This is a genomic window from Alistipes indistinctus YIT 12060 (assembly GCF_025144995.1).
GTDB classification, from domain to species: domain Bacteria; phylum Bacteroidota; class Bacteroidia; order Bacteroidales; family Rikenellaceae; genus Alistipes_A; species Alistipes_A indistinctus.
Window position 1 is genome coordinate 2,505,731 of sequence record NZ_CP102250.1, and the last position, 20,239, is coordinate 2,525,969.

Consider the following 20,239-nt stretch of genomic DNA (forward strand, 5'->3'; position numbering starts at 1 on the left):
GTGCCGAGTTCGTTAACGGCTCCCGGAACGCCTGTGGAATCAGGGCGGTCACCGGTTTCTTAGCTTTCGCGCAGCTTGCAGGAATGTTTGCCGTGAAGGTCAGTAATCGGCTTTGCGCACGACGATCTCGTCGATGAAAAACAGGGCGTCGTCGCCCGCATAGTAGTGCCAGGCGGGGCACAGCTCCATCGCTTTGACCCGGACACGTACGTAACGCACCGGACGCGGTGCGAAATCGCAATCGAACTGCTTGATGCCGAAAAACGGTTCGCGCAGGACGGTGTTGGTTTGCCGGCCTACGGTTTGGTACCGTTTGCCGTCCGTGGAAGTGTATACCTCGACGCTTTCGGGCAGGAATGCCGATTCCCAGAGGATTTGCAGGAACGATGCGTCGACGTGGTAGACCGGTTGGACGGTGTCCAGGTCGATATAGAAATCCACCTCGGGCTGGTAGTAGCCGAGCCATTGGCTTCGGTAGATCTCCGTGCCGCGAACGCCGTCGGTGAGCAGCTGTGTGCCCTGTCCCTGCGGGTTACGGTTTTCCGCGACCGGGACGCTGGCCCGGACCGGTTTGCCGAAAGCGAGGTTGTCGACCTGTTCGACCTGTGCGCTGCGGAGCACCTGGCGCAGGTAGGAGTCCGGTTCGTTGTGCCATTCGCAGACGTTCTTCACGCCGTTCAGTTTGCAGGAGGTCACGAAATCGTGCAGTTTGTCGAGCCATTCGCGTTTGACCTGCCAGTGCCCTCCCACCTCTTCGAGGTAGCCTTCCGGGCCGTAAGGATCGGTGCGGCTCAGTTCGAGCTGGGCGAATTGCACCGGCTGGCGCGTGTAGTGTACGCGGCGCAGCAGTGTCGTGTCGCCCGCCACGGCCGCTTCGGCCCGGTCGAGGATCGCGAGGTAGCCGCGCAGTTTGTCGGGAGCGAGCCAGCTGCCGGCGAAATCGGTCGTATAGTTGAAAATCCCGAACGGCTCGCCCGATGCTTCCCGGTTTTGCCGCAGGAGGTCGATATATTCGCGGATGATGGGCCCGGCGGCACCGTAATAGCCGTTGAGGAAATCGTTCATCGTCGCGTCGAAGTCCAGCTCGGGATCCCACAGCAGTTTCGCGGCCAGATAGCCGCGCAGTTGGTGGAACTCGCTGCCCATCGGGCCGGAGCACTGCTCGAAGAAAATCTTGACGCCGTTTCGGACGAAATATTGGATGTTGGACTGCATCACGCCGAAGCCCGGCGTCGGCATTTGCAACTCCTTGAAGCTGCCGCAGTAGTCCCATACGAAAATGTTGTCGGTCAGCGCGGCCCAGGCCTCCATGTCGCGTCGGAAGTCGGCGCTGCCCGGATCGTCGGCGATAGGCATGTGACGGTCGCACTCGATGCTGCAGAACATGATGTTGACGTTCGGGGCGGGTTTGGTTTTGGGAGCTTTGCGCGAGTAGAGGTAACCCAGCGTCGAGATCGTTTTGTTGGGGAAACGTGCGGCCACTTTGTTTGCGAAACGGACGACCGACCCGGCCGGGCTCTCCTCTTCGGCATCTATTTTGGCACATTCGGGACAGGTACAGTAGCCGTAGTTGTCGTTCGCGCTGACCGACCAGTATTTCGCTTCGGGGTTCGCCGCGATCCGCCGCGAGAGTTCGTCGCAGACGATTTCGAGCACCTGCGGGTTCGACAGGCAGGGTTGCGTGGCGACCCGCCGGCCTTTGACCATCGCATAGTATTCGGGGTGCTGCGCGTAGTATTTCTCGGGAGGCAGCAGCGTGTTGAACGTGTGGACGAAAAGCCCGAATTCCGAGATGCGGCAGTCGAGTTCGTGGTTGAGTTTGTGCCAGTCGAGGTAGAGCGAATCATACGGCATCGTATAGGTGTAACGCGAGGTGATCTGCGGAATCTGTTCGTCGTCGAGCGGCACGCCGATCCTCAGCTTTGCGGTGTGCGGCACCGCGACCGGTTCGGCGGTGTATTTGCGGCAGCCGAAATACTTTTCCAGCAGTGTGTAAACGCCGTAGAGCGCCCCGTGGCGCGGGCCGCCGTAAATCGCGAGCCGCTTTCCGTCGGTGCGGATCACGAATCCGTCCTCGCCGAAGCGTGCGAGCGAGTCGTCCCGGAGGCGGTTGGTGATTCCGATCAGTATCTCCCGGTCGGTCGGCGGTGCGGTGTCGGAAACGACAGGCAGTTCGGCCCCGGAAATTTCGAACAGGTATTTTTGCAGTTCCGATGCGGCTTTCGCTTCGGTGGCCGTTGCGGCGGCGGGTTTGACGATTACATAATCGTTCAGTACGATGCTTTTCGAACAGGCGCCGAGCAGCAGCGATGCCAGCACGCCGATTAGGGAGAGTTTGGTTTTCATGGCAGGGAGAGAAGCGGATTGGATGAGAAATATAATCGGCTCCTGTTCGGATAAAACCGGTCAGGAGCGGTTGTACGATAGAATGTGCACGGCAAAAATACCAGCCCTGTCGGTTTTATGCGGTTGCATACGGCGGATGCACTTTGGCCGGGCACGATATGCGGATGCAGGGGGTACAGAACCGCGGGTACAGGTGTGTGGGTACCCGTATTCTCAATAGGTCTGCGCCGCTATTGCTCAGGTGCGGTGCAGGCGCAGAGCGGAATTTTGTCGATGCGGCGTTGGTGGCGTCCTCCTTCGAAGTCGGTGTTGAGGAAGGTTTCGACGATTTTCACGGCCGTATCGTTGTCGATAAAGCGGGCCGGCAGCGAGCAGATATTCGCATCGTTGTGTTTGCGGGCCAGCTCGGCGATTTCGGGCTCCCAACAGATGGCCGCCCGGATGCCTTGGTGTTTGTTCAACGTGATCGTGATGCCGTTCGCACTGCCGCACAGCGCGATGCCCCGGGGCAGTTCGCCCTTTTCGATCGCGTTGGCCAACGGGTGGGCATAGTCCGGATAATCGACGCTTTCGGGACTGTTCGTGCCGAAATCATACACGTCGTACCCTTTCGAGCCGAGGTAGCCGACCAGGAACTCCTTGAGTTCATATCCGGCGTGGTCGCAGGCGATGCCGAGTTTGTTGTTGTCCATATCGTTGAAGGTTTATTGAGCTTTGGGTTGGTGCGATAGCTTTTGATTGGCTCCGGAAGAGCGGAGGGGAATCGTGCGGGTGGGGAATGGAACAAAAAATGTTCCGGAGTAGGGTTTCCCGTCGCGCGTTTCCGCTTATTTGTGTCGGCGGGTGAGTTCCTCTTCGATGTCGGTAAGCGAAAGCCCCTGGTTTTCGAGCAGCACGAGCAGGTGGTAGATCAGGTCGGAAGCCTCGTACACGAGCCGTTCGTTGTTGCCGTCGATCGCTTCGATTACCGTCTCGACGGCCTCTTCGCCCACCTTCTGCGCGATCTTGTTCACGCCTTTGGTGAAGAGCTTGGTCGTGTAGGAGCCTTCCGGCATCTCCCGGTGGCGGCCCTGGATCACGCTTTGCAGCTCTTTGATGAACCCTTCGGTCTCCCGGCCGTTGAAGCAGGTTTTGCTGCCGGTGTGGCAGACCGCTCCGGCGGGAATTGCACGGATCAGCAGCGTGTCGTTGTCGCAGTCTTTGGCGATGCTTTTTACCGTGAGGAAGTGGCCGCTCGTTTCGCCCTTTGTCCAAAGGCACTGGCGGGTACGGCTGTAGAAAGTCACCTTGCCGGTGGAGACGGTTTTCTCATAGGCTTCGGCGTTCATGTAGCCGAGCATCAGCACCTGCAGGGTGTTGTCGTCCTGGATGATTGCGGGAACCATGCCCTCGCAGTTTTTCGTCGTGTCTAATTCGCTGAATTTTATCATGGTCGTTTCGGTTTGATGCGGTTGTGTGTTGCGGATGCGGTTTTGGCCGGATCCCCGTGTGCGTGTGGGAGGGCCGGTACTGTCACCCAAAGGTAATTAAAATTTCGTCAGCCTGACCGGAATACGTTGCTTTGCCAGTTCGCGTTTGAGCACGGGGATCGGGATTTCGCCGTAGTGGAAAATGCTGGCGGCCAATGCGGCGTCGGCCTTGCCGAGGGTCAGTACGTCCGCGATGTGCTGTGCGGTGCCTGCGCCGCCCGAGGCGATCACCGGGATCGACAGCATTTCCGAGAGCTGTGCGTAGGTGTCGCACGGGTAGCCGTTCTTCGTCCCGTCGTGGTCCATCGAAGTGAAGAGTATCTCGCCCGCACCGCGCTCCTCGGCCTCCTTCGCCCAAGTGAAGAGCTCGCGCTCGGTGAGGTTGCGACCGCCGTGGGTTGTCACGCGCCACTGTCCGTCCACCGTTTTCGCGTCGATCGCTACGACGACGAACTGGCTGCCGTATTTCGATGCGATTTGGCCGATCAGCTCCGGGTTGCGTACGGCGGCGCTGTTGATGCTGACCTTGTCGGCCCCGGCCCCGAGCAACCGACCGGCGTCGTCGACCGTACTGATCCCTCCGCCTACGGTGAACGGGATGTTGATATTCCCTGCGATGCGGGTCACCAGTTCTGCGAAAGTCTTGCGTCCCTCGAATGTGGCGCTGATGTCGAGGTAGACCAGTTCGTCGGCTCCCTCTTCGGCATAGCGGCGCCCGAGGGCGACAGGATCGCCCACTTCGCGCAGTTCGAGGAAATTGATGCCTTTGACGGTTTCACCGTTTTTGATATCGAGGCAGGGGATGATGCGTTTGGCTAACATGTGTATTGGCTTAGGTGGTTGCGGATTGTCGCGGGTTGTTTATCGTGCTGCTGCCCGGAGTTGGTCGAACGAGATACGTCCTTCGTAGATCGCTTTGCCGACGATGACGCTGCGCAGTCCGAGGCGGTCGAGTTCCTCGATATCGCTCCATGAACCGATGCCGCCGCTGACGGTGATGTCTATCTCCGGGAAAGCGGCCTGCAATTTCGTGTAGAGGGAAGTCGAAGGACCGCTGAGCATACCGTCCTGCGCGATGTCGGTGCAGATGACCTGTGAAAGCCCGGCGGGACGGAAGTGCTCGATCAGCTCTTCGACGCCCATGGTGGCGGCCTGCTGCCAGCCGTTGATCGAGATCAGCCCGTCGCGCGTGTCGGCGCCGAGGACCATCCGCTGCGGACCGAAGTCGGCGAGCCAGCGGGAGAACATGTCGGGCTGCGTGGCTGCGATGCTGCCGCAGATCGCGCGCTTCGCGCCGCTCGAAAAGACCGCTTCGAGCGCCTCTTTGCTCTTGATGCCGCCGCCGTACTGTACTTCGAGCGGTGTGCGCAAAACGATGCGTTCCAGTACCGCCAGGTTGACCGGATGCGACGCCTTCGCACCGTCCAGGTCGACCAGGTGCAGCCGCCGGATACCGCAGTCGGCATATCGCAGCGCCACTTCGAGCGGGTCTTTGTAATAAGAGGTTTTGCGGTCGTAATCGCCCTGCGTGAGCCGGACACACTCGCCGCCGATCATATCGATGGCCGGAATTATAGTGATCATAGCTTGGTAAGATGGATTGTTGAGGTACGGAGCATGGTTCTGGTTACAGGGTCAGGAAATTTTGCAGGATTTGAGCGCCGATCGAGGCACTCTTTTCGGGGTGGAACTGCGTGCCGTAGAAATTGTCCTTGCGGATCGCGGCGCTGAACGGCACGCCGTAAGTGGTCGTGGCGATCGTGTCGGCGTTCACCTCCGGCGCAAAGGAGTGTACGTAGTAGACGTAAGCGCCCTGGTCGATGCCGGTGAAAAGTTCTGAACGGAGATTCTCGACGCTGTTCCAGCCCATGTGCGGAATTTTCAGCCGGCCTGCCGGGCGAAGTATGGTGGCATCGGCAGGGACGTCGGCCTGCCGAGCGGAACAGGAGCCTGCATCTGAGAGAGGGGCTGCGGTGCCGGTTGCGTCCGGGAGGAGGATTCCCGCTTCAGCGAACAGCGTGTCGAATTTGCGTACGCGGTTGTCGAAGATGCCGATGCAGGCGGTATCGCCCTCTTCGCTGCTTTGGCAAAGCAACTGCACGCCGATACAGATGCCCAGCACGGGTTGGGTGAGCGAGCGGATCACCTCGACGAGGCTCCTCTCACGCAGTTTTTGCATCGCGCTCGATGCTTCGCCCACTCCCGGCAGCAGGACCCGGTCGGCGCCGCGGATTTCGTCCGGCGATGCGGTAATCCTGTATTCGGCGCCGAGTCTTCCGAGCGCATTGGCTACCGAGCAGAGGTTCCCTGTGTCGTAATCGATGACTGCTATCATAAATTGTTGTCGTTTATCTTGTTGTCAGGTGCCGGGACTTACAGTACGCCTTTGCTGCTGGGCAGTTCGAACTTGAAACTGTTGCGCGATGCGGCCATGCGCAGAGCCCGGGAGAAAGCTTTGAAAATGCCTTCGATTTTGTGGTGCTCGTTTTCGCCTTCGGCCGTGATGTGCAGGTTGCACCGGGCTGCGTCGGCGAAGCTCTTGAAGAAGTGGCGGAACATCTCGGTGGGTACGTCGCCGACCCGTTCGCGGCGGAAAACGACATTCCAGGCGAAATCGATCCGGCCGCCGAAATCGATGAGCACCGTAGCGTCGCACTCGTCCATCGGCAGGCAGTAACCGTAACGCTCGATGCCGAGTTTCGAGCCGAGCGCCGCGTACATTGCCTCGCCCAGCACGATGGCCGTGTCTTCGATCGTGTGGTGTTCGTCCACCTCCAGGTCACCCCGTACCGTTACCTCGAGCGTGAAGCCGGCGTGGTGTACGATTTGGTCGAGCATGTGGTCGAAGAATTTGAGCCCTGTATCGATATGCGAAGGCCCTCCGCCGTCCAGGTCGAGCCGTACCGAAATGTCGGTTTCGCGGGTTTTGCGGCTGATCGCTGCAGTGCGTTCCCCTGCGCGCAACAGCTGCCATATCTTGTTCCAGTCGTCGGTAATCAGCGCGCAGTAATCCGTCAGTCCGGCTTCGGCGAGCATTCGGCGCCCCTCTTCGGCCGGGCGCAGCAGGATGCCGCGCGCACCGAGGTTTTTCGCCAGTTCGATGTCGGTGACCCGGTCGCCGATTACGTACGAGGCCTTCAGGTCGTATTGCGGATTGTCCAGGTACCGGCCGAACATGCCTGTGCGCGGTTTGCGCGTGGGGGCGTTGTCGGCGGGCATCGAACGGTCGATCAGCTGTTCGTCGAAACGAATGCCTTCGCCCGCAAGGGTGGCGAGCATCAGGTTGTGCGCAGGGTGAAACGTCTCTTCGGGAAAGCTCGCGGTGCCGAGTCCGTCCTGGTTCGTGGCCATTACCAGCTCGTAACCGAGCGTGGCGATGCGGCTCATCGCGGTGATCGCGCCGGGAACGAAGCGCAGCTTTTCGAGCGAATCGACCTGGTAGTCCACCGGCGGCTCGACGATCAGCGTGCCGTCGCGGTCGATAAAGAGTACCTTCTTGGGTTGTGGCATGGGGTATTTTATTGCGGGCCGGGGCCCTTCGGTTTGACTCGGTTCCGATTCCGCCGGCGGGCGGAACGGATGGTATGCCGGGATTGCGTGCCGCCCTTGTTTGCGAGGCTGTTTATTTTCCCGGGGTGTTTTTCTTTCGCGGGCGACGTTTGCCTAAGCAATGTTTCCCGGGGAAATCCTGCAATACCTATAGGGGGGATGCACGGGGTCCGACAGGCGGTTTACAGCTGGGCCATCACCTCCAGCAGCCGCGTGTTCTCCTCGGGCGTGCCGATGGTGATGCGCAGGCAGCCCTCGCACCCTTGCATGCGCGAACGGTCGCGGACGATAATCCCTGCGGCGATCAGCCGATCGTAGACCTTGCGCGGTTCGTCGACTTTTACCAGCACGAAATTCGCGTCCGACGGGTAGAGTTTGCGCACGACTTTCATCGGTTGCAGCGTTGCGGCGACCCGTCGGCGTTCGGAGAGTATCTCGGCCACCTGCGCGGCGGGCGACCCGGCGAGCCGTTCGAGGACGGTCTGCTGTGTGGGACCGTTCACGTTGTAGGGGTACTTGACATTCGACAGCGTAGCGACGATCAGCGGGTCTGCGAAGGCCAGTCCCAGCCTTAAACCCGCCATGCCCCATGCCTTCGAGAGCGTTTGCAGTACGATCAGGTTCGGAAATTCGCCGAGGCGCGAGAGAAAGCCCGGCTCTGCGGCGAAGTCGATGTACGCTTCGTCGAGCACCACGATTCCTGCGAATTCGCGGATGATCCGTTCGATGGTCGCCGTGGGGAAGCTGTTGGCTGTCGGGTTGTTCGGGGAACAGAGCCACAGCAGGCGGGTGTTGGCATCCGTTGCGGCGAGCAGCTTGTCCGCGTCGAGCGAAAAATCCTCCTCGAGCTGTACTTCGCGGACCTCCACGTCGTTGATTTCGGCGGCCACTTTGTACATGCTGTAAGTCGGGGTGATGGCTACGGCGTTGTGCATTTTCGGTTCGCAGAATACCCTGTAAACCAAATCTATCGGTTCGTCCGAGCCGTTGCCCACGAAGATGCTTTCCACCGGGACGCCCTTGATCTGCGAAAGGCGTGCCTTGAGCGCCTTCTGGCGCGGGTCGGGGTAGCGGTTGACTCCGTTGTCGTAAGGATTTTCGTTGGCGTCGAGGGCTATGCTCAACTCGGTGCCCTGGTAATCGTCGCGCGCGGTGGAGTAGGGCGCGAGGTTGCGGATATTCTCCCGTATGAGATTGCGTATGTCCATGGTTTGTCTGTTTGTGCCGCCGGGGCGGAGTTTGTTTCAGCGGCAGTCTGTCGTCCGTTCGGGGATGGCTCGTTGCCGGTTTTACACTGTTTTGTCAGGCCCCGTTTGTTAGGCCCTGCCGCCGGGCGATTGCTGCGGTGGGCGATAACCGGGTTCCGGTCGTGGCGCCGATTTCATTCCAGTTTCCGGAGCCGGAGCGTAACCGCGTTTTTGTGCGCCCCTAGTCCTTCGGCCGCGGCCATCGTTTCGATCACGCCGCCGATTCGCTGCAACCCTGCGGGGGTGATCTCCTGAAAGGTGATCTTGCGCATGAAGCTGTCGAGGTTTACGCCGCTGCACGAACGTGCCCAACCGTACGTCGGCAGCGTGTGGTTCGTCCCCGAGGCATAGTCGCCCGCACTTTCAGGCGTGTAATTTCCGATGAAAACGCTTCCTGCGGCGGTAATCCTGCGGGCCACCTCCCACGGGTTGTCCATCGAGATGATCAGGTGCTCGGTGGCGTAGGCGTTCGCAAATTCGACCATCTCTTCGGGCGTGTCCATTACGATGATGCGGCTGTGGTCCAGTGCGCGGGATGCTATCGCCTCACGGGGCAGTTCGGCGAGTTGCCGTTCGACCTCCCGGACGACCCGTTCGGCCAGTTCACGCGACGAAGCGACCAGCATCGCCTGTGAGTCGGGGCCGTGTTCCGCCTGCGAGAGCAGGTCCGATGCGACGAAAGCGGGATCGGCCGTTTCGTCGGCCATTACCAGCACTTCGGACGGACCTGCGGGCATGTCGATCGCGGTGAACTGCGAGACCTGCTGTTTCGCTTCGGTGACGTATTGGTTGCCCGGACCGAAAATTTTGTCGGCTTTCGGAATACTTTGCGTGCCGTATGCCATCGCTGCGACCGCCTGTGCTCCGCCCGCCTTGAAGATATGCGTGACGCCGCAGAGCTGTGCGGTGTAGAGGATTGCGGGCGAGAGTTTGCCCTGTTTGTCGGGCGGCGAGCAGAGTGTAATCTGCGGACATCCGGCGATGCGGGCCGGGATGGCAAGCATCAGTACGGTCGAAAAGAGCGGGGCCGATCCGCCGGGGATATAGAGCCCGACGCTGCGGATCGGAACGGCTTTCTGCACGCAGCGCACGCCCGGCATCGTCTCCAGGTCCACGCCTTCGCCCTGCTGGGCGGCGTGGAACCGTTCGATATTGTTTTTGGCCGTGGCGATAGCCGTTTTAAGTTCCTGTGGGACGAGGCGCGAAGCCTCTTCGATTTCGTCCGCGGTGACGGCCGGCGAGGGCAGTTTTACGCCGTCGATCTCGCGGGTCAGCCTCAGTAGCGCATCGTCGCCTTCGGCACGCACTGCATCGAGGATCGCTGCCACACGCGGCCCGATCGTACTGCGCTCCATCTGCGGGCGCGCGGTCAGCGCGGCCCACTCGCGCTTTTCGGGATTGACGATAATTTGCATCAGCGGATCATCTTTTCGAGGGACAACACCAGGATATCTTCGGCGCCGATCGCTTTGAGCTGTTCGATTTTGCTCCACAGCTCGCGTTCGTTGATGACAACGTGGATCGAACTCCATCCCTCCTGCGCCAGCGGCAGGATTGTCGGGCTTTTCATGCCGGGCAGGATTTCGATCGCTTCGGCGATCTTGTCGTGCGGCAGGTTCAGCAGCACGTATTTCATGCCTTTGCTGCGCTCGACCGCTTCGAAACGGAACAACAGCTGGCCGAGCAGTTGGCGCTTTTCTTCGTCGAGATTCGGCGTGGCGATCAGGACGGCTTCCGAGAAAAGCACCTTTTCCACCTCTTTCAGGCCGTTGGTCACCAGTGTGCCGCCCGAGCTGACGATATCGAAAATGGCGTCCGCCATACCCACCGACGGTGCGATTTCGACCGAACCGGCGATTTCGTGGATTTCGGCCGAAATACCCTTTTCGGTGAAGAAGCGCGAGAGAATCGCCGGGTAAGAGGTGGCTACCCGCTTGCCGTTGAAGTATTCCAGTCCGGGATAGGTTTCGGTCTTGGGGACGGCCAGCGAGATACGGCATTTGCCGAAACCGAGCTTGTGCGTCAGTGTGACATTGAAATTTTTCTCCTCGACTTCGTTGAGGCCGACGATTCCCAGGTCGGCTACGCCCATGGCGACGGCCTGCGGAATGTCGTCGTCGCGCAGGTAGAGCACCTCGATCGGGAAGTCCTCGCTTTTGGCCAGCAGCTTGCGCTTGCTGTCCTCGATGGAAATTCCTGCCTCTTTGAGCAGGGCGATGCTCTCTTCGTTGAGCCGGCCTTTGGCCTGAATGGCGATTCTGATCATATTGCTATTGACTTTTATGGTTTTTTCTTCGTTTTAGCTCTCGCTACCGTGCCGCGGATGCAGGTTGCCGTTTCCGGCTGCACTCCGCTGCGGGGGACTTTACCCCGGCACGCGGGACCTGTTAAATAAAAATGAGGCTCGCCCTGACAGGTAAGCCTCATGTGGTATCGTAATCTGTTCCGGTGGACACAAACACTCCCGCAGCCTACCTGTGAAGGCAAGGATGATGATGGGCGTGGATGTGATGGGTCGTGAACATAACCGTTTCAAAATGAATACAGGGCAAAGATAATTTAAAAATGTTAAAAAACAATGCGCCGTGTGTTATTTTTAGGGGACGGAACATCATTATTTGCATGCAGCGATAAGTTGGGGCAGAATTGATGAAACACAGGTTGTTAGTGTTATGATGAAATAAAGGGACTTTCGTAAGTATAAAATTGCCTGATTCAATATTTTATTTTAAATTTATACTATAAACGATCAAATGTGTCATTAATAATCATGGACTTATGAAAAAAATACTTTTGCTGACGGTGGTATCCGTGCTGTCTTTACACGCTTTCCCGCAAAACAGACTGGTGAAGTATCAGGGCGAGGTTTCTGTCGGATATGCTTTCGGCATCGGAAAAATAGACAGTAATAAAGCGAGTCTGCAAATCGTCAATGGGGTAAGGATCGGAAAATATTTTGCGGTCGGGCTTGGTCTGGGTTGGGATTGCAGAGGCGAATATGCGTGGGGCTTGTCTACTTTCGGCAATCTGAAAGGCTATCTGCTCGTGTCTGAAAAAATGAGTTTGTTCCTTTCAACGGACGTCGGTGGGGGTTGGGGAAAGGCCAATCGCGGTGAAATAAACGGGGTCATCGTTTCTCCCGCTCTCGGCGTCAGTTTGAAAGTATCTCCCCAAAGTGCGATTAACGTCTCGTTGGCCTACACCCACCAGGCGTTTGGCAAATACAGGTTTGGCGCTTATGGCAACTACGATGCATTAGGTATTAAAGTCGGTTTCCAATTTTAAGCGGTAAAAAATTTCCAAAGCCAGGCATTGGGATGCGTCTTTACTAAATCTATATATTTTCGAACTGAGCAGACCACTGCAACCCAACCAACGAAAAGCTACCTTATTTCGATGGATTCCGTGCGCCGGATCGAGGACAGTATAATTGGTCCGGAGCCGAGCGGGGAATATTGCGTCGATCATTATAACTATTTCGGTCCTGAAACCACGACCAAGGGCCCGTTCATTACAACTCGGTGGGGACAATTATGGCTGTTCAATCAATATCATGCAAGTGCGATATATGGACCGACCATAGCCGTGGTGCAGTTAATGGCTTATTACAATTGGCCGCTTCCCATGCAGAACTATGAATCGCAATCCATCACGGTTTTCAACTGGCCGGAAGACCGGGGATATGTTTTCGGTCCTATCCTGCAAATGTATCCGGAAGCGGTCGAACGGGTTTCACGGGCATGTCATAAAGTGGTTAATTTTTTACTTGAAAATGAGGGTGAGAGTTATGGAGTGACTGTCGAAGCGATAAAAAACACTTATGGAGAGTACGGATATATCGCCGATAAAATGGAATCTTACTCATCTTCATTGATCAGAACAGATCTGGACAAGGCGCGACCGGTACTGATGAGCGGCTACAGTTCAACCAACTGGTGGGACGGAGACATGGGGGCAAGTGGTTGGATCGTCGATGGATATAAAGATACTTATTCCTCATATCAACTCGTTAGGACGTGGTATGATGCTTAAAATGAGGTGATTGATATGGAGTATTTTCCTGTTGTGCCGACTTCTACGAAATTACTTCATATCAATTGGGGATGGGACGGCAGAGGTGACGGATATTTCTTAGATGGTTTGTTCGCTCCCATGCAGGGGGATTCATACGATTTTCCGACTTTGGGAACAACGGACGATCACCATTATCGGTATACAGTTAAGCAACTGGTGAATTACCGGCGTCAACACGACCCGAAATAAGGTGTGTGAAATTGAGACCTTGAAATAATGAGAACGGTTGTCTTGTCAAAAAAAGCAGCGGATTCCGCTGCTTTTTTTGTCCGGATTAACATCTACAGTGTTTGATTTTAAAGGTTATTCCGTTTTGATGTATCCCACGCCGGGAACGGCGCGTGCGGTTCGGTCTGGTACCAGTAGGCTACCGAGGAGATGTGGTCGTTCAGCTTGCGGTATTTGTTTTCCGCACTGCGCCACCAGCCGAGCGCCTGGATGGTCACTTTCAGATCTTTCCCGAACGTAATCGGGTCAAGCACGTGCCAGCGGTAGAGGCTCCAGCGGTTGGGAAGGCTGTCGGCCTCGTGCGCGGGAAGCGTGGTACCCGAATAGAGCCCCGAATAGCTTTGCGGGAACCCGTAGCTTCCGAGGAAGTAATCTTCCGTGCCGGTGCCGCAGATGGTCGGGAACTCCCGGTCGCCGTCGATGAAGAACTTGATCTCGCCTTCGCCGAACCAGTTGTTGTCGGTTTGCTGGGTCCAGGCCAGGAAGGTGCCTGCGTATTTGCCCCGGCCCTGTACCCCGTCGAGGATCACATACGGGTTCTGGGTGCGGGTGTCGGCCTGTCGCCACTGGGCGTGGAAATAGGCCGTGTTGCGCGGGATTTTGCCCAGTGAGTAGGTAATCTGGTAAGCCAGCAGCCGGAGTTCTTTGTCGCTTTGGTTCGTGAAGGTGATTTTCGCATGGTGCCGGAAGGGCATCGGCCAAAAGCAGTTCAGCGAATTGGCCGGGTTGACCGCCACCATCTGCGAATTGACCGGGGCGAAACGTTCGTGGCCTACGGCGAAAAAGTCGGGTGCCGGAACCTCCACCGAGGGGGCTTGCTCGCCGTCCCAGTAAAAACGAAGTACGTGGTCGCGGCTCAGCCCCTCCACCATCCAGATGTGGCGGATCGTACCGGGGCCGTCGGCATCCATCAGCGTGACCGTTTCACCCGCCTGCACGGCGATAAAAGGTCTCACTTTCCAGCCTTGGCCGAGACTATCGGCGGCGCGTGCGTTCGTGGCGCGGCTGTCGAGTGTCGAGTCGGGGTGGGCCCTGCCGCCTTGGCCCGGTTCGCCGGTCGGGTTTTCGGGCGTGATCGAGCGGGTTCGGCTGCCGTCGAGCAGCGGCAGGGTTTCCGGTCCGGGATAGACGGGTCCGGGGCCTCCGCAGCCAGTCAGGAGTGCGCCGGCCAATACGGACAGCAACAGACGTCTGCGGGAGAGTACAGATCGTTGATTCATCATGCGGGAAGTTAATCGGGTTTGGTTGTATGTGATTAGAATGAAAACTGCCAAGGAGCCGCAGCGTTTACGGCGGGAGGGTTTGCGGAGCTAATACCTGACAGTGGCCGGATCGGGGCGACGTGCCTTTATCGCGCTGTTTCGGGTGTGGTCGCGGTGTAATGCAGCAGCAGCGAACCCCGTTTCTGCGGAATTTGCAGCATCAGCCCGTCGAGCAGTTGGCGGCCGTCCATGCGCAGTGTCAGTCCGGTATTGTCGTTGTAAACGTCGTAGGCCGCAGCCGGGTCTATGCCCGAAAGCCGTACCGTAATGCGGTCGGAAACCGCTTCGGGCCGGCGGAATGCGACCACGATGCCCGAGTTGTCCGAAGGACGGTGCATCTGGTAAGCGAGCCAGATACTGTCGCTTTGCGTGTCGATGATGCCGGTGAGCGGGTAATAGTCCTCATAATAATAGGGACGGTATTTCTTGAAGTTCGCAATTGCGCGCTGGATGTCGGCTACTTTGAGTTTGCGCGTGGAGAGGTCCCAGGTGGCGACCACCGCTGCGCCGAGGCTCGAACGGGTCGAGTAGTCGTCGGTCTCCCACATTCCGGTGCCGTGCTGCGGCAGGAAAAAGTTGAGCCCGTAGGTGTGGCTCTGGTAGCCGGTCACCTCGCCGTACGGGTAGTCGGTGCGCCACAACGGCGCGCTGCGCGAAAGGGTTTCGAGGTCGATGCGCCGTCCCCCGGCCGCGCAGTTGTCGATCAACAGCCGCGGGAAGCGTGACAGCAGGTAGTCCCAGTAGGTGTACAGTCCTTCGATGTGGCGGATCTCCGTCATGCCGATCCGGTCGGGTTGCTCGTTGTCTTCCCAAAACGGCTTGGGCGGATGGTTGAAGTCCTGCCGGTAGATGTCGATCCCTTCCCGCTCGATCATGTCGCCGACGTGCGTGCAGAGCCATTCCAATGCCTCGGGATTGCCTAGATCCAGCAGTGCCGAGTTGCGCCGGGGGGTATGCAGCAACCACGGCTGGTGTTCCCGCGCGAGCCATGATCCGCGGCTGACGCGTTCGGGTTCGAACCAGAGCAGGAAACGGGCGCCGAGCCGGTGCGCTTCGTCCGAAAGCGGCCGTAGGCCGTTCGGGAAGCGTGTCGTGTCGGGCGTCCACGTGCCGACGCAGTCGCACCAGTCGTAGACCGGGGCCCCGCTGTCGGTGTACCAGCCCGCATCTAACCAGAATACCTCCGGCACGAGGTTGAACTGCTTGTGCCGCCGTGCCATCGCGATAGCCATCTCTTCGGTCAGGCAGCCGTTTTCGGTGCAGGGCTCGGGGCCGGGCAGCGCGAACCCTGAAGCGTAGGGGTATTCGGCGAATTTGCCGTCGAGCTGGCGGCTGTGGTGTGCGAGCAGGAAACGGCGGAATTTGTTTTGCCCGGTCATCAGGTTGTCGCCGTTCCAGAACATCAGGCTCACCAACGGCGTGCGGATGCGTTCGCCCGGTTTCAGGTAGAGGTGGAACCGTTCCATCCCGGTCTGCAGGGTCAGGGCGCTCCTCGTTCCCGGTGCCGTGACATTGCCCGAACGTACGGCCTGCCGGTTGGCGATGGGTGCGGAAGTGCCGCCGGTCAGCGCAGCCTGCCAACCGCCGCTCCAGCCGATGGCGGCCATGACGCCCTGCCGTCCGTTAGGAGCGATCAGGTTGAACATCGGAAAAGCCGTGCAGTCCGACGAGCGGCCTCCCTGCGGCGCTAAGCGGATCGTGCTGTCGGCGGGAAGCTCGCGTTGCGATACCATGAAATCGGCGCGTGAACCGACGCTGCCCCGCGCACTCAACAGCGAGAAGGTGCCGGGCGTGCGGTTCGTGAAAGTCAGGTCGGCCACGTCGTTCCGTTCGAGGATCGGCGTATCGGTTTGCGAGGTATTGGTAAAGTGCAGGACCCATTCGACGGCGTGGAAATCTTTGAATCCGGTTACGTCGCATTCCACTTTCAGCCCGGTGGCCGGGTCGGTGTAAATATGGCGCTCGCGTACGGTCTGCGGATCGGGGCTTGCGATCTTTTCTTTTTCATATTGCCAGCGCGTGAGGAATTCCGACGAGGGAATGCCGTTGTAGACGAACGAGAAAGGCGGTTGTTTGCCTTTGGCAAAACGTGCGGCGATCCACTCCGCGACATCGGGCGTGCCGTCGAGCCGGACGGTAGTCTGTGCGTGCGAAACGAGCGGGCAAAGCAGGAGGGCGAGTACCAGCATCCGTATCGGGAACGGCATAGTTGCTTTGTGTGTGGACAATTCGGTCCGGCAAGGCCGGATTCCGGAACAGGTTCGGTCCGGCAAGACCGGACACTGCAGGAGCAATGAAAGCGTGCGGGAGAGTTGCATGGAACGGTTCGGTTTAGGTTCGTAGAAACGGTCCGGCACTTCGTAGCGCCGGACCGTTGTAAAGATAGCGAAAATTATCCGATTCCGTATACGCAGCAGATGCCTTCGACGGTAAAGCCGTGTAGTTGTAACGTTTTTCCGGCGGCAGTGACGGTCAGTCGGTGGAATGTCTCCAGGGCCGGGAATCCTGTCCCGGAGGGATTTGTACGGGTGGTTTCCGGGTGAATTTCGGTGATGCGGATGTCATGCAGCAGGCTCAGGCCGCTTATCCGTACCCATTTATATACGGCCTCTTTTGCACACCAGACCAGTGCGGGGAAAAGAGCTTCGGGAAGGGCGCACGGTTGTAGCGCCTGTTCCTGCGGGGAGATGAAGCGCCGCGCCGCGCGGGAGAAATCCGAGTCGGCAGGCTCGATGTCCACCGCGCAAGGCTGCGCAGAGAGAATGACCGCCGCGTAGCCGTGCGAATGGCTGACGCCGATGTGGCGCAGCGGGGCGAACTCTCCCGTTTGCAGCGGGTCGCCGAACCGGGTGTGTTCGAATGGAATGTTGTCGGATCGAGCGTTTTTGTGCAGGCCGGTGTCGGGCCGTATGCAATTTTGCCGGTGCGGGAGCCCTCCCGGTATGTCCGCCGGAGTATTCTGGCCGGATGACGGGAAAACTAATACGGGGCCTCCTTCCGGATCGTGCGCCGCGTGTGCTTCGGGCAGCAGCGCGTGCAACAGCGCATGCCAGGCCAGATATTCGAGCCGGCGGCGGGGGGCGGCGAATGCGGCGGCCTCCTGCTGTTCTGCGACGGTGCAGAGCGATGCGAGCGGGGTTTCCTCTTCGTCGATCCGCCAAAGGGCCAAGATCGTGCCTCCGGGTAGCGGTAGTTTCAGGTGAACGGGCATGGATTCCGGTGAAATTGAGTCCCGGCGCATTCATTCTACGCGGGCCGTGATGAATCGTTTAACAAAGATAGGAATATTTCCGGCAAAGCAACGGCGATCCTGCCGGCGGGAGATGCCGATTAGGTTCTTTGTTCCGGAAATGAAGGTGTCGAAAGGCTTTGAGGTAGAAAAAATACGGGTAAAACGAACGTCTTCCCTTTATATGCGAATGTAATACTTTTTTTGACACGAAAAAAAACATTTGTAATAATTTTTATACCAACAATTTAACCTGTGTCATTGTTCCGCTGCCGGAGTCGTTTCGTCCTGGGACGATCGATGTATGTTTTTAATGTTCGTTTTATGCGCGTAAAATTTTTCTGACGGCATGAAATTCAACGAAAGAGACGGGTGGCGCATGGGACCGTGGGGAAGAAAACGGGCGGACGGCTTTCCGATAAGTAGCGCGATTGCGCGGGAATGAAAACATATCGGAATGAGGCTAAGACGATGGATGTTGGTAGCGGCGGTCTTTGTACCGCTGAGCTTATCGGCCGGACAGGACGCTGATCTGGCGTGCGATCACGGTAGGCAGGAAACCCCTGCGGCGGAAGATACCTGCCGGGTCGTTTTCCGGTTTTCCCCGAAGAAACTGATGTTCCAGGCTCCGTTCCGGGGAAACGAGACGGGAATCGCCCGCCTGACGGAAATGATCCGGCAGCACCGGGATTCGATAGAGGCGGACCGCGCTAAAATCAGGGTTGAGGGATATTGTCCTTCGTACGGGAGCGTGGAGGCGAACCTGGCCGCTGCAAAAAACCGGAGCAATCAGGTTAAATCCTATTTCATTACACACGAGCGGTTGCGGGAAGAGCATTTCCGCACGTTCAATTCGGCGCGGGCATGGAACGGGCAGCACGATGTGGTCGTGGTGGCCTATTGCATGACCGGAGACCGTGCGGCGGATAAGCGGACAGCCGGAGCGCCGGGCCGGGAAGGGAGTATCTCCTCTGGAATGGGTGCTGCAAGGGTTGGTGATGATGATACTGGTGGCAGTACCGCCGGTTCTGTCTCTCCGGCTGTTTCGTTACCGGACGGCCCGGAATCCGGGGGACCGCCCGATACTCCTGACGATGCTCCCGGATCGGGGAATTTGTCTCCGGGAGCGGTTGCCGCCGCGGATCGTCCGGTGCGGGAAACGGCTCCCGCGCCGTCCTTCCGGATGGCCGTCAAGACCAACCTCGCGGTGTGGGCCGCAACGGTGGCCAACCTGGGGGTCGAGTTCGGTTTCGGCAGGCATTATTCGGTCGATGTGCCGGTTATTTACTCCCCGTACACCGTGCGGCGGGTATACCGGATGAACCTGTTTGCCGTGCAACCCGAGTTCCGTTACTGGCTCGACCGTCCGTTCCGGGGCCATTTTTTCGGGTTCCACCTGCACAGCGGCGGATTCAACATCGCGGTCGATGCCCGGACCCGCTATCAGGATTGTCGGCCCTTCTGGGGTGCGGGGATCAGCTACGGTTATGTCGTGCCGCTGAACCGCTGCTGGGGCGCGGAATTCACCCTCGGCGCCGGTTTCGTCAATGTGAAATACGACCAGTTTTACAACATCCCGAACGGCGCGCGGTACGGGCACGGCCTGACCCATACCTACTGGGGCGTAACGCGTGCCGGGATTACGCTGCTGTACCGTTTCGGGTTTAAAAAGGAGGACCGATGATGAAAATATATGCCCGTCTTGCCGCTGCCGTACTGATCGCCTGTTTTTCAGCGGGTCTTTCTGCCTGTAATTCGTTCCACGAATGGCCCGAAGGCGGAGGCGACGATCCCACGCTGATCCGGACCACGCTCCGGCTGCATGTCGACTGTACTCCGTTTGCGGAGGGTGCCGGGCAGGCGGCCGAATCCTCCGGCGACTATCAATTGCGCTGGACGGTCGACCTGTTTGCCGATGGGGGAGGTTCCCAAAGCGGGAGGGTCGCCCGGGAGGTGGTGACCAGTGCCGGGACGCCCGGCGGCGAAACCACCTTCGAAGTGCCGTTCGATCTGCATGCCGGTAAATACCGGGTCTGCGTCTGGGGCGATTATGTCCGGAAGGGGGCAACCGCCGATGTATATTACAATACGGCCGATTTGAGCGCGGTAACGGTGATTTTTCCCTATACGGGCAGCACCGATGCCAGAGATGCCTTTTCGGGTTGTGCGGAGATCGACCTGACACCGTACCGTGACCGTTATTTCGCCGAAGTGGACGCCGATGTGACGTTGCAGCGCGCTTGCGGCAAATTCAGGATACGGACCAACGACCTGGCCGAACTGGCAGCCCGCCGCCGGACTTTACAGGAGAGTCCCGGGCCGCGCGTCCGGCCTGCAAATCCGGATGGGATCCGGACCGGAGGCGAATCGAAAGCCGGATCCGATGCCGCCGGGATTATCCCGCCTGTTCCGGTGACGGTTCGGGTCTCATATTCGAGCTATTTTCCGTGCGGCTATAATGTAACCACCGGATATGCGACTGGCGGGGATTTCCGGACCGATGTGGCTTTTACCGGGGCTGTTTCGGAATTGGGCGCGACCTCGGCGGTGCTGGCCTTCGACTATGTGTTCATCTGCACCGAATCCACCGTGGTCTATGCCGATATAGAGGCATATGACGCTGCCGGAGGCCTCATTTCTCGAAACACCGGGATCCGCGTTCCCCTCGAGCGTGGTAAACTCACGACCGTTGAGGGGGCATTCCTGACCCAAAGTTACGACAACGGCGATATCGGTATCGACGACCGTTTCGACGGGGAGATCGTCGTGACGCTGCCGAACTGACCCTGCGACGGGACAAATTGCATTTCAATCTTTCCGGTATTATAAAACCCC

17 protein-coding genes are annotated in these 20,239 nt (G+C 58.6%); 4 read left to right on the forward strand and 13 right to left on the reverse strand.

Translation table 11 applies throughout. The features are described 5' to 3' along the window. Nucleotides 1–99: 99 nt before the first annotated feature. The 10 genes from NQ495_RS10295 to hisG form a co-directional block, all read right to left on the reverse strand. Nucleotides 100–2,346, reverse strand: a complete 2,247-nt coding sequence (locus NQ495_RS10295) for a DUF4838 domain-containing protein (RefSeq protein ID WP_009133170.1) — start codon at nucleotides 2,344–2,346, stop codon at nucleotides 100–102. Between the two features lie 230 nt (nucleotides 2,347–2,576). After that, nucleotides 2,577–3,038, reverse strand: a complete 462-nt coding sequence (rpiB, locus tag NQ495_RS10300; protein WP_009133171.1) for a ribose 5-phosphate isomerase B — start codon at nucleotides 3,036–3,038, stop codon at nucleotides 2,577–2,579. Nucleotides 3,039–3,173: 135 nt separating this feature from the next. Continuing rightward, nucleotides 3,174–3,776 (reverse strand): bifunctional phosphoribosyl-AMP cyclohydrolase/phosphoribosyl-ATP diphosphatase HisIE, encoded by a 603-nt coding sequence (gene hisIE, locus NQ495_RS10305; RefSeq protein ID WP_009133172.1) that lies wholly within the window; start codon nucleotides 3,774–3,776, stop codon nucleotides 3,174–3,176. A gap of 96 nt (nucleotides 3,777–3,872) precedes the next feature. Then, nucleotides 3,873–4,637: an imidazole glycerol phosphate synthase subunit HisF gene (gene hisF / locus NQ495_RS10310; protein WP_009133173.1), complete on the reverse strand. Its 765-nt coding sequence runs from the start codon at nucleotides 4,635–4,637 to the stop codon at nucleotides 3,873–3,875. Between the two features lie 39 nt (nucleotides 4,638–4,676). Further along, nucleotides 4,677–5,399 (reverse strand): 1-(5-phosphoribosyl)-5-[(5-phosphoribosylamino)methylideneamino]imidazole-4-carboxamide isomerase, encoded by a 723-nt coding sequence (hisA, locus tag NQ495_RS10315; protein ID WP_009133174.1) that lies wholly within the window; start codon nucleotides 5,397–5,399, stop codon nucleotides 4,677–4,679. A 43-nt stretch (nucleotides 5,400–5,442) separates the two neighbouring features. Further along, entirely contained in the window at nucleotides 5,443–6,150 is a 708-nt protein-coding gene (locus NQ495_RS10320; RefSeq protein WP_009133175.1) for an imidazole glycerol phosphate synthase subunit HisH, read from the reverse strand. Between the two features lie 38 nt (nucleotides 6,151–6,188). Next, nucleotides 6,189–7,325 carry a bifunctional histidinol-phosphatase/imidazoleglycerol-phosphate dehydratase HisB gene (gene hisB / locus NQ495_RS10325; protein ID WP_009133176.1) on the reverse strand — a complete coding sequence of 379 codons (1,137 nt, stop codon included), beginning with the start codon at nucleotides 7,323–7,325 and terminating at the stop codon, nucleotides 6,189–6,191. A gap of 221 nt (nucleotides 7,326–7,546) precedes the next feature. Further along, entirely contained in the window at nucleotides 7,547–8,572 is a 1,026-nt protein-coding gene (gene hisC, locus NQ495_RS10330; RefSeq protein WP_009133177.1) for a histidinol-phosphate transaminase, read from the reverse strand. A 173-nt stretch (nucleotides 8,573–8,745) separates the two neighbouring features. After that, entirely contained in the window at nucleotides 8,746–10,026 is a 1,281-nt protein-coding gene (gene hisD, locus NQ495_RS10335; protein WP_009133178.1) for a histidinol dehydrogenase, read from the reverse strand. Continuing rightward, a complete protein-coding gene (gene hisG, locus NQ495_RS10340) occupies nucleotides 10,026–10,877 on the reverse strand; it encodes an ATP phosphoribosyltransferase (protein WP_009133179.1) in 852 nt (283 codons plus the stop codon). Before hisG ends, hisD begins: the two co-directional genes overlap by 1 nt. A 512-nt stretch (nucleotides 10,878–11,389) precedes the next feature. Between hisG and NQ495_RS10345 the strand changes: the two genes are divergently transcribed. Both NQ495_RS10345 and NQ495_RS10350 read left to right on the forward strand, forming a co-directional pair. Beyond that, nucleotides 11,390–11,896: a hypothetical protein gene (locus tag NQ495_RS10345; RefSeq protein ID WP_009133180.1), complete on the forward strand. Its 507-nt coding sequence runs from the start codon at nucleotides 11,390–11,392 to the stop codon at nucleotides 11,894–11,896. Nucleotides 11,897–12,007: 111 nt separating this feature from the next. After that, complete coding sequence (locus tag NQ495_RS10350; RefSeq protein WP_009133181.1) at nucleotides 12,008–12,643, forward strand: cysteine peptidase family C39 domain-containing protein; 636 nt, start codon at nucleotides 12,008–12,010, stop codon at nucleotides 12,641–12,643. Nucleotides 12,644–12,981: 338 nt separating this feature from the next. Here NQ495_RS10350 and NQ495_RS10355 read toward each other — a convergent pair whose 3' ends face one another. From NQ495_RS10355 to NQ495_RS10365, 3 genes are all read right to left on the reverse strand, one after another. Further along, nucleotides 12,982–14,136, reverse strand: a complete 1,155-nt coding sequence (locus NQ495_RS10355; RefSeq protein ID WP_009133182.1) for a glycoside hydrolase family 172 protein — start codon at nucleotides 14,134–14,136, stop codon at nucleotides 12,982–12,984. Nucleotides 14,137–14,261: 125 nt separating this feature from the next. Further along, nucleotides 14,262–16,382: a glycoside hydrolase family 36 protein gene (locus NQ495_RS10360; RefSeq protein WP_040294130.1), complete on the reverse strand. Its 2,121-nt coding sequence runs from the start codon at nucleotides 16,380–16,382 to the stop codon at nucleotides 14,262–14,264. A gap of 185 nt (nucleotides 16,383–16,567) precedes the next feature. After that, nucleotides 16,568–17,386, reverse strand: coding sequence for a 4'-phosphopantetheinyl transferase family protein (locus NQ495_RS10365; RefSeq protein ID WP_009133184.1), 819 nt, complete (start codon nucleotides 17,384–17,386; stop codon nucleotides 16,568–16,570). A 475-nt stretch (nucleotides 17,387–17,861) separates the two neighbouring features. Here NQ495_RS10365 and NQ495_RS10370 point away from each other — a divergent pair, with 475 nt between their 5' ends. Further along, nucleotides 17,862–19,088, forward strand: coding sequence for a DUF3575 domain-containing protein (locus NQ495_RS10370; protein WP_009133185.1), 1,227 nt, complete (start codon nucleotides 17,862–17,864; stop codon nucleotides 19,086–19,088). Continuing rightward, nucleotides 19,085–20,188 carry a DUF6562 domain-containing protein gene (locus NQ495_RS10375; RefSeq protein ID WP_009133186.1) on the forward strand — a complete coding sequence of 368 codons (1,104 nt, stop codon included), beginning with the start codon at nucleotides 19,085–19,087 and terminating at the stop codon, nucleotides 20,186–20,188. The genes NQ495_RS10370 and NQ495_RS10375 overlap by 4 nt, the downstream gene beginning before the upstream one ends. Nucleotides 20,189–20,239 lie beyond the last annotated feature (51 nt).

Excerpts from the sequence above, each read along its gene's own strand:
- NQ495_RS10295 (WP_009133170.1), bottom strand. The coding sequence starts at position 2,346 with ATGAAAACCAAACTCTCCCTAATCGGCGTGCTGGCATCGCTGCTGCTC.
- rpiB (WP_009133171.1), bottom strand. The coding sequence starts at position 3,038 with ATGGACAACAACAAACTCGGCATCGCCTGCGACCACGCCGGATATGAA.
- hisIE (WP_009133172.1), bottom strand. The coding sequence starts at position 3,776 with ATGATAAAATTCAGCGAATTAGACACGACGAAAAACTGCGAGGGCATG.
- hisF (WP_009133173.1), bottom strand. The coding sequence starts at position 4,637 with ATGTTAGCCAAACGCATCATCCCCTGCCTCGATATCAAAAACGGTGAA.
- hisA (WP_009133174.1), bottom strand. The coding sequence starts at position 5,399 with ATGATCACTATAATTCCGGCCATCGATATGATCGGCGGCGAGTGTGTC.
- NQ495_RS10320 (WP_009133175.1), bottom strand. The coding sequence starts at position 6,150 with ATGATAGCAGTCATCGATTACGACACAGGGAACCTCTGCTCGGTAGCC.
- hisB (WP_009133176.1), bottom strand. The coding sequence starts at position 7,325 with ATGCCACAACCCAAGAAGGTACTCTTTATCGACCGCGACGGCACGCTG.
- hisC (WP_009133177.1), bottom strand. The coding sequence starts at position 8,572 with ATGGACATACGCAATCTCATACGGGAGAATATCCGCAACCTCGCGCCC.
- hisD (WP_009133178.1), bottom strand. The coding sequence starts at position 10,026 with ATGCAAATTATCGTCAATCCCGAAAAGCGCGAGTGGGCCGCGCTGACC.
- hisG (WP_009133179.1), bottom strand. The coding sequence starts at position 10,877 with ATGATCAGAATCGCCATTCAGGCCAAAGGCCGGCTCAACGAAGAGAGC.
- NQ495_RS10345 (WP_009133180.1), top strand. The coding sequence starts at position 11,390 with ATGAAAAAAATACTTTTGCTGACGGTGGTATCCGTGCTGTCTTTACAC.
- NQ495_RS10350 (WP_009133181.1), top strand. The coding sequence starts at position 12,008 with ATGGATTCCGTGCGCCGGATCGAGGACAGTATAATTGGTCCGGAGCCG.
- NQ495_RS10355 (WP_009133182.1), bottom strand. The coding sequence starts at position 14,136 with ATGATGAATCAACGATCTGTACTCTCCCGCAGACGTCTGTTGCTGTCC.
- NQ495_RS10360 (WP_040294130.1), bottom strand. The coding sequence starts at position 16,382 with ATGCCGTTCCCGATACGGATGCTGGTACTCGCCCTCCTGCTTTGCCCG.
- NQ495_RS10365 (WP_009133184.1), bottom strand. The coding sequence starts at position 17,386 with ATGCCCGTTCACCTGAAACTACCGCTACCCGGAGGCACGATCTTGGCC.
- NQ495_RS10370 (WP_009133185.1), top strand. The coding sequence starts at position 17,862 with ATGAGGCTAAGACGATGGATGTTGGTAGCGGCGGTCTTTGTACCGCTG.
- NQ495_RS10375 (WP_009133186.1), top strand. The coding sequence starts at position 19,085 with ATGATGAAAATATATGCCCGTCTTGCCGCTGCCGTACTGATCGCCTGT.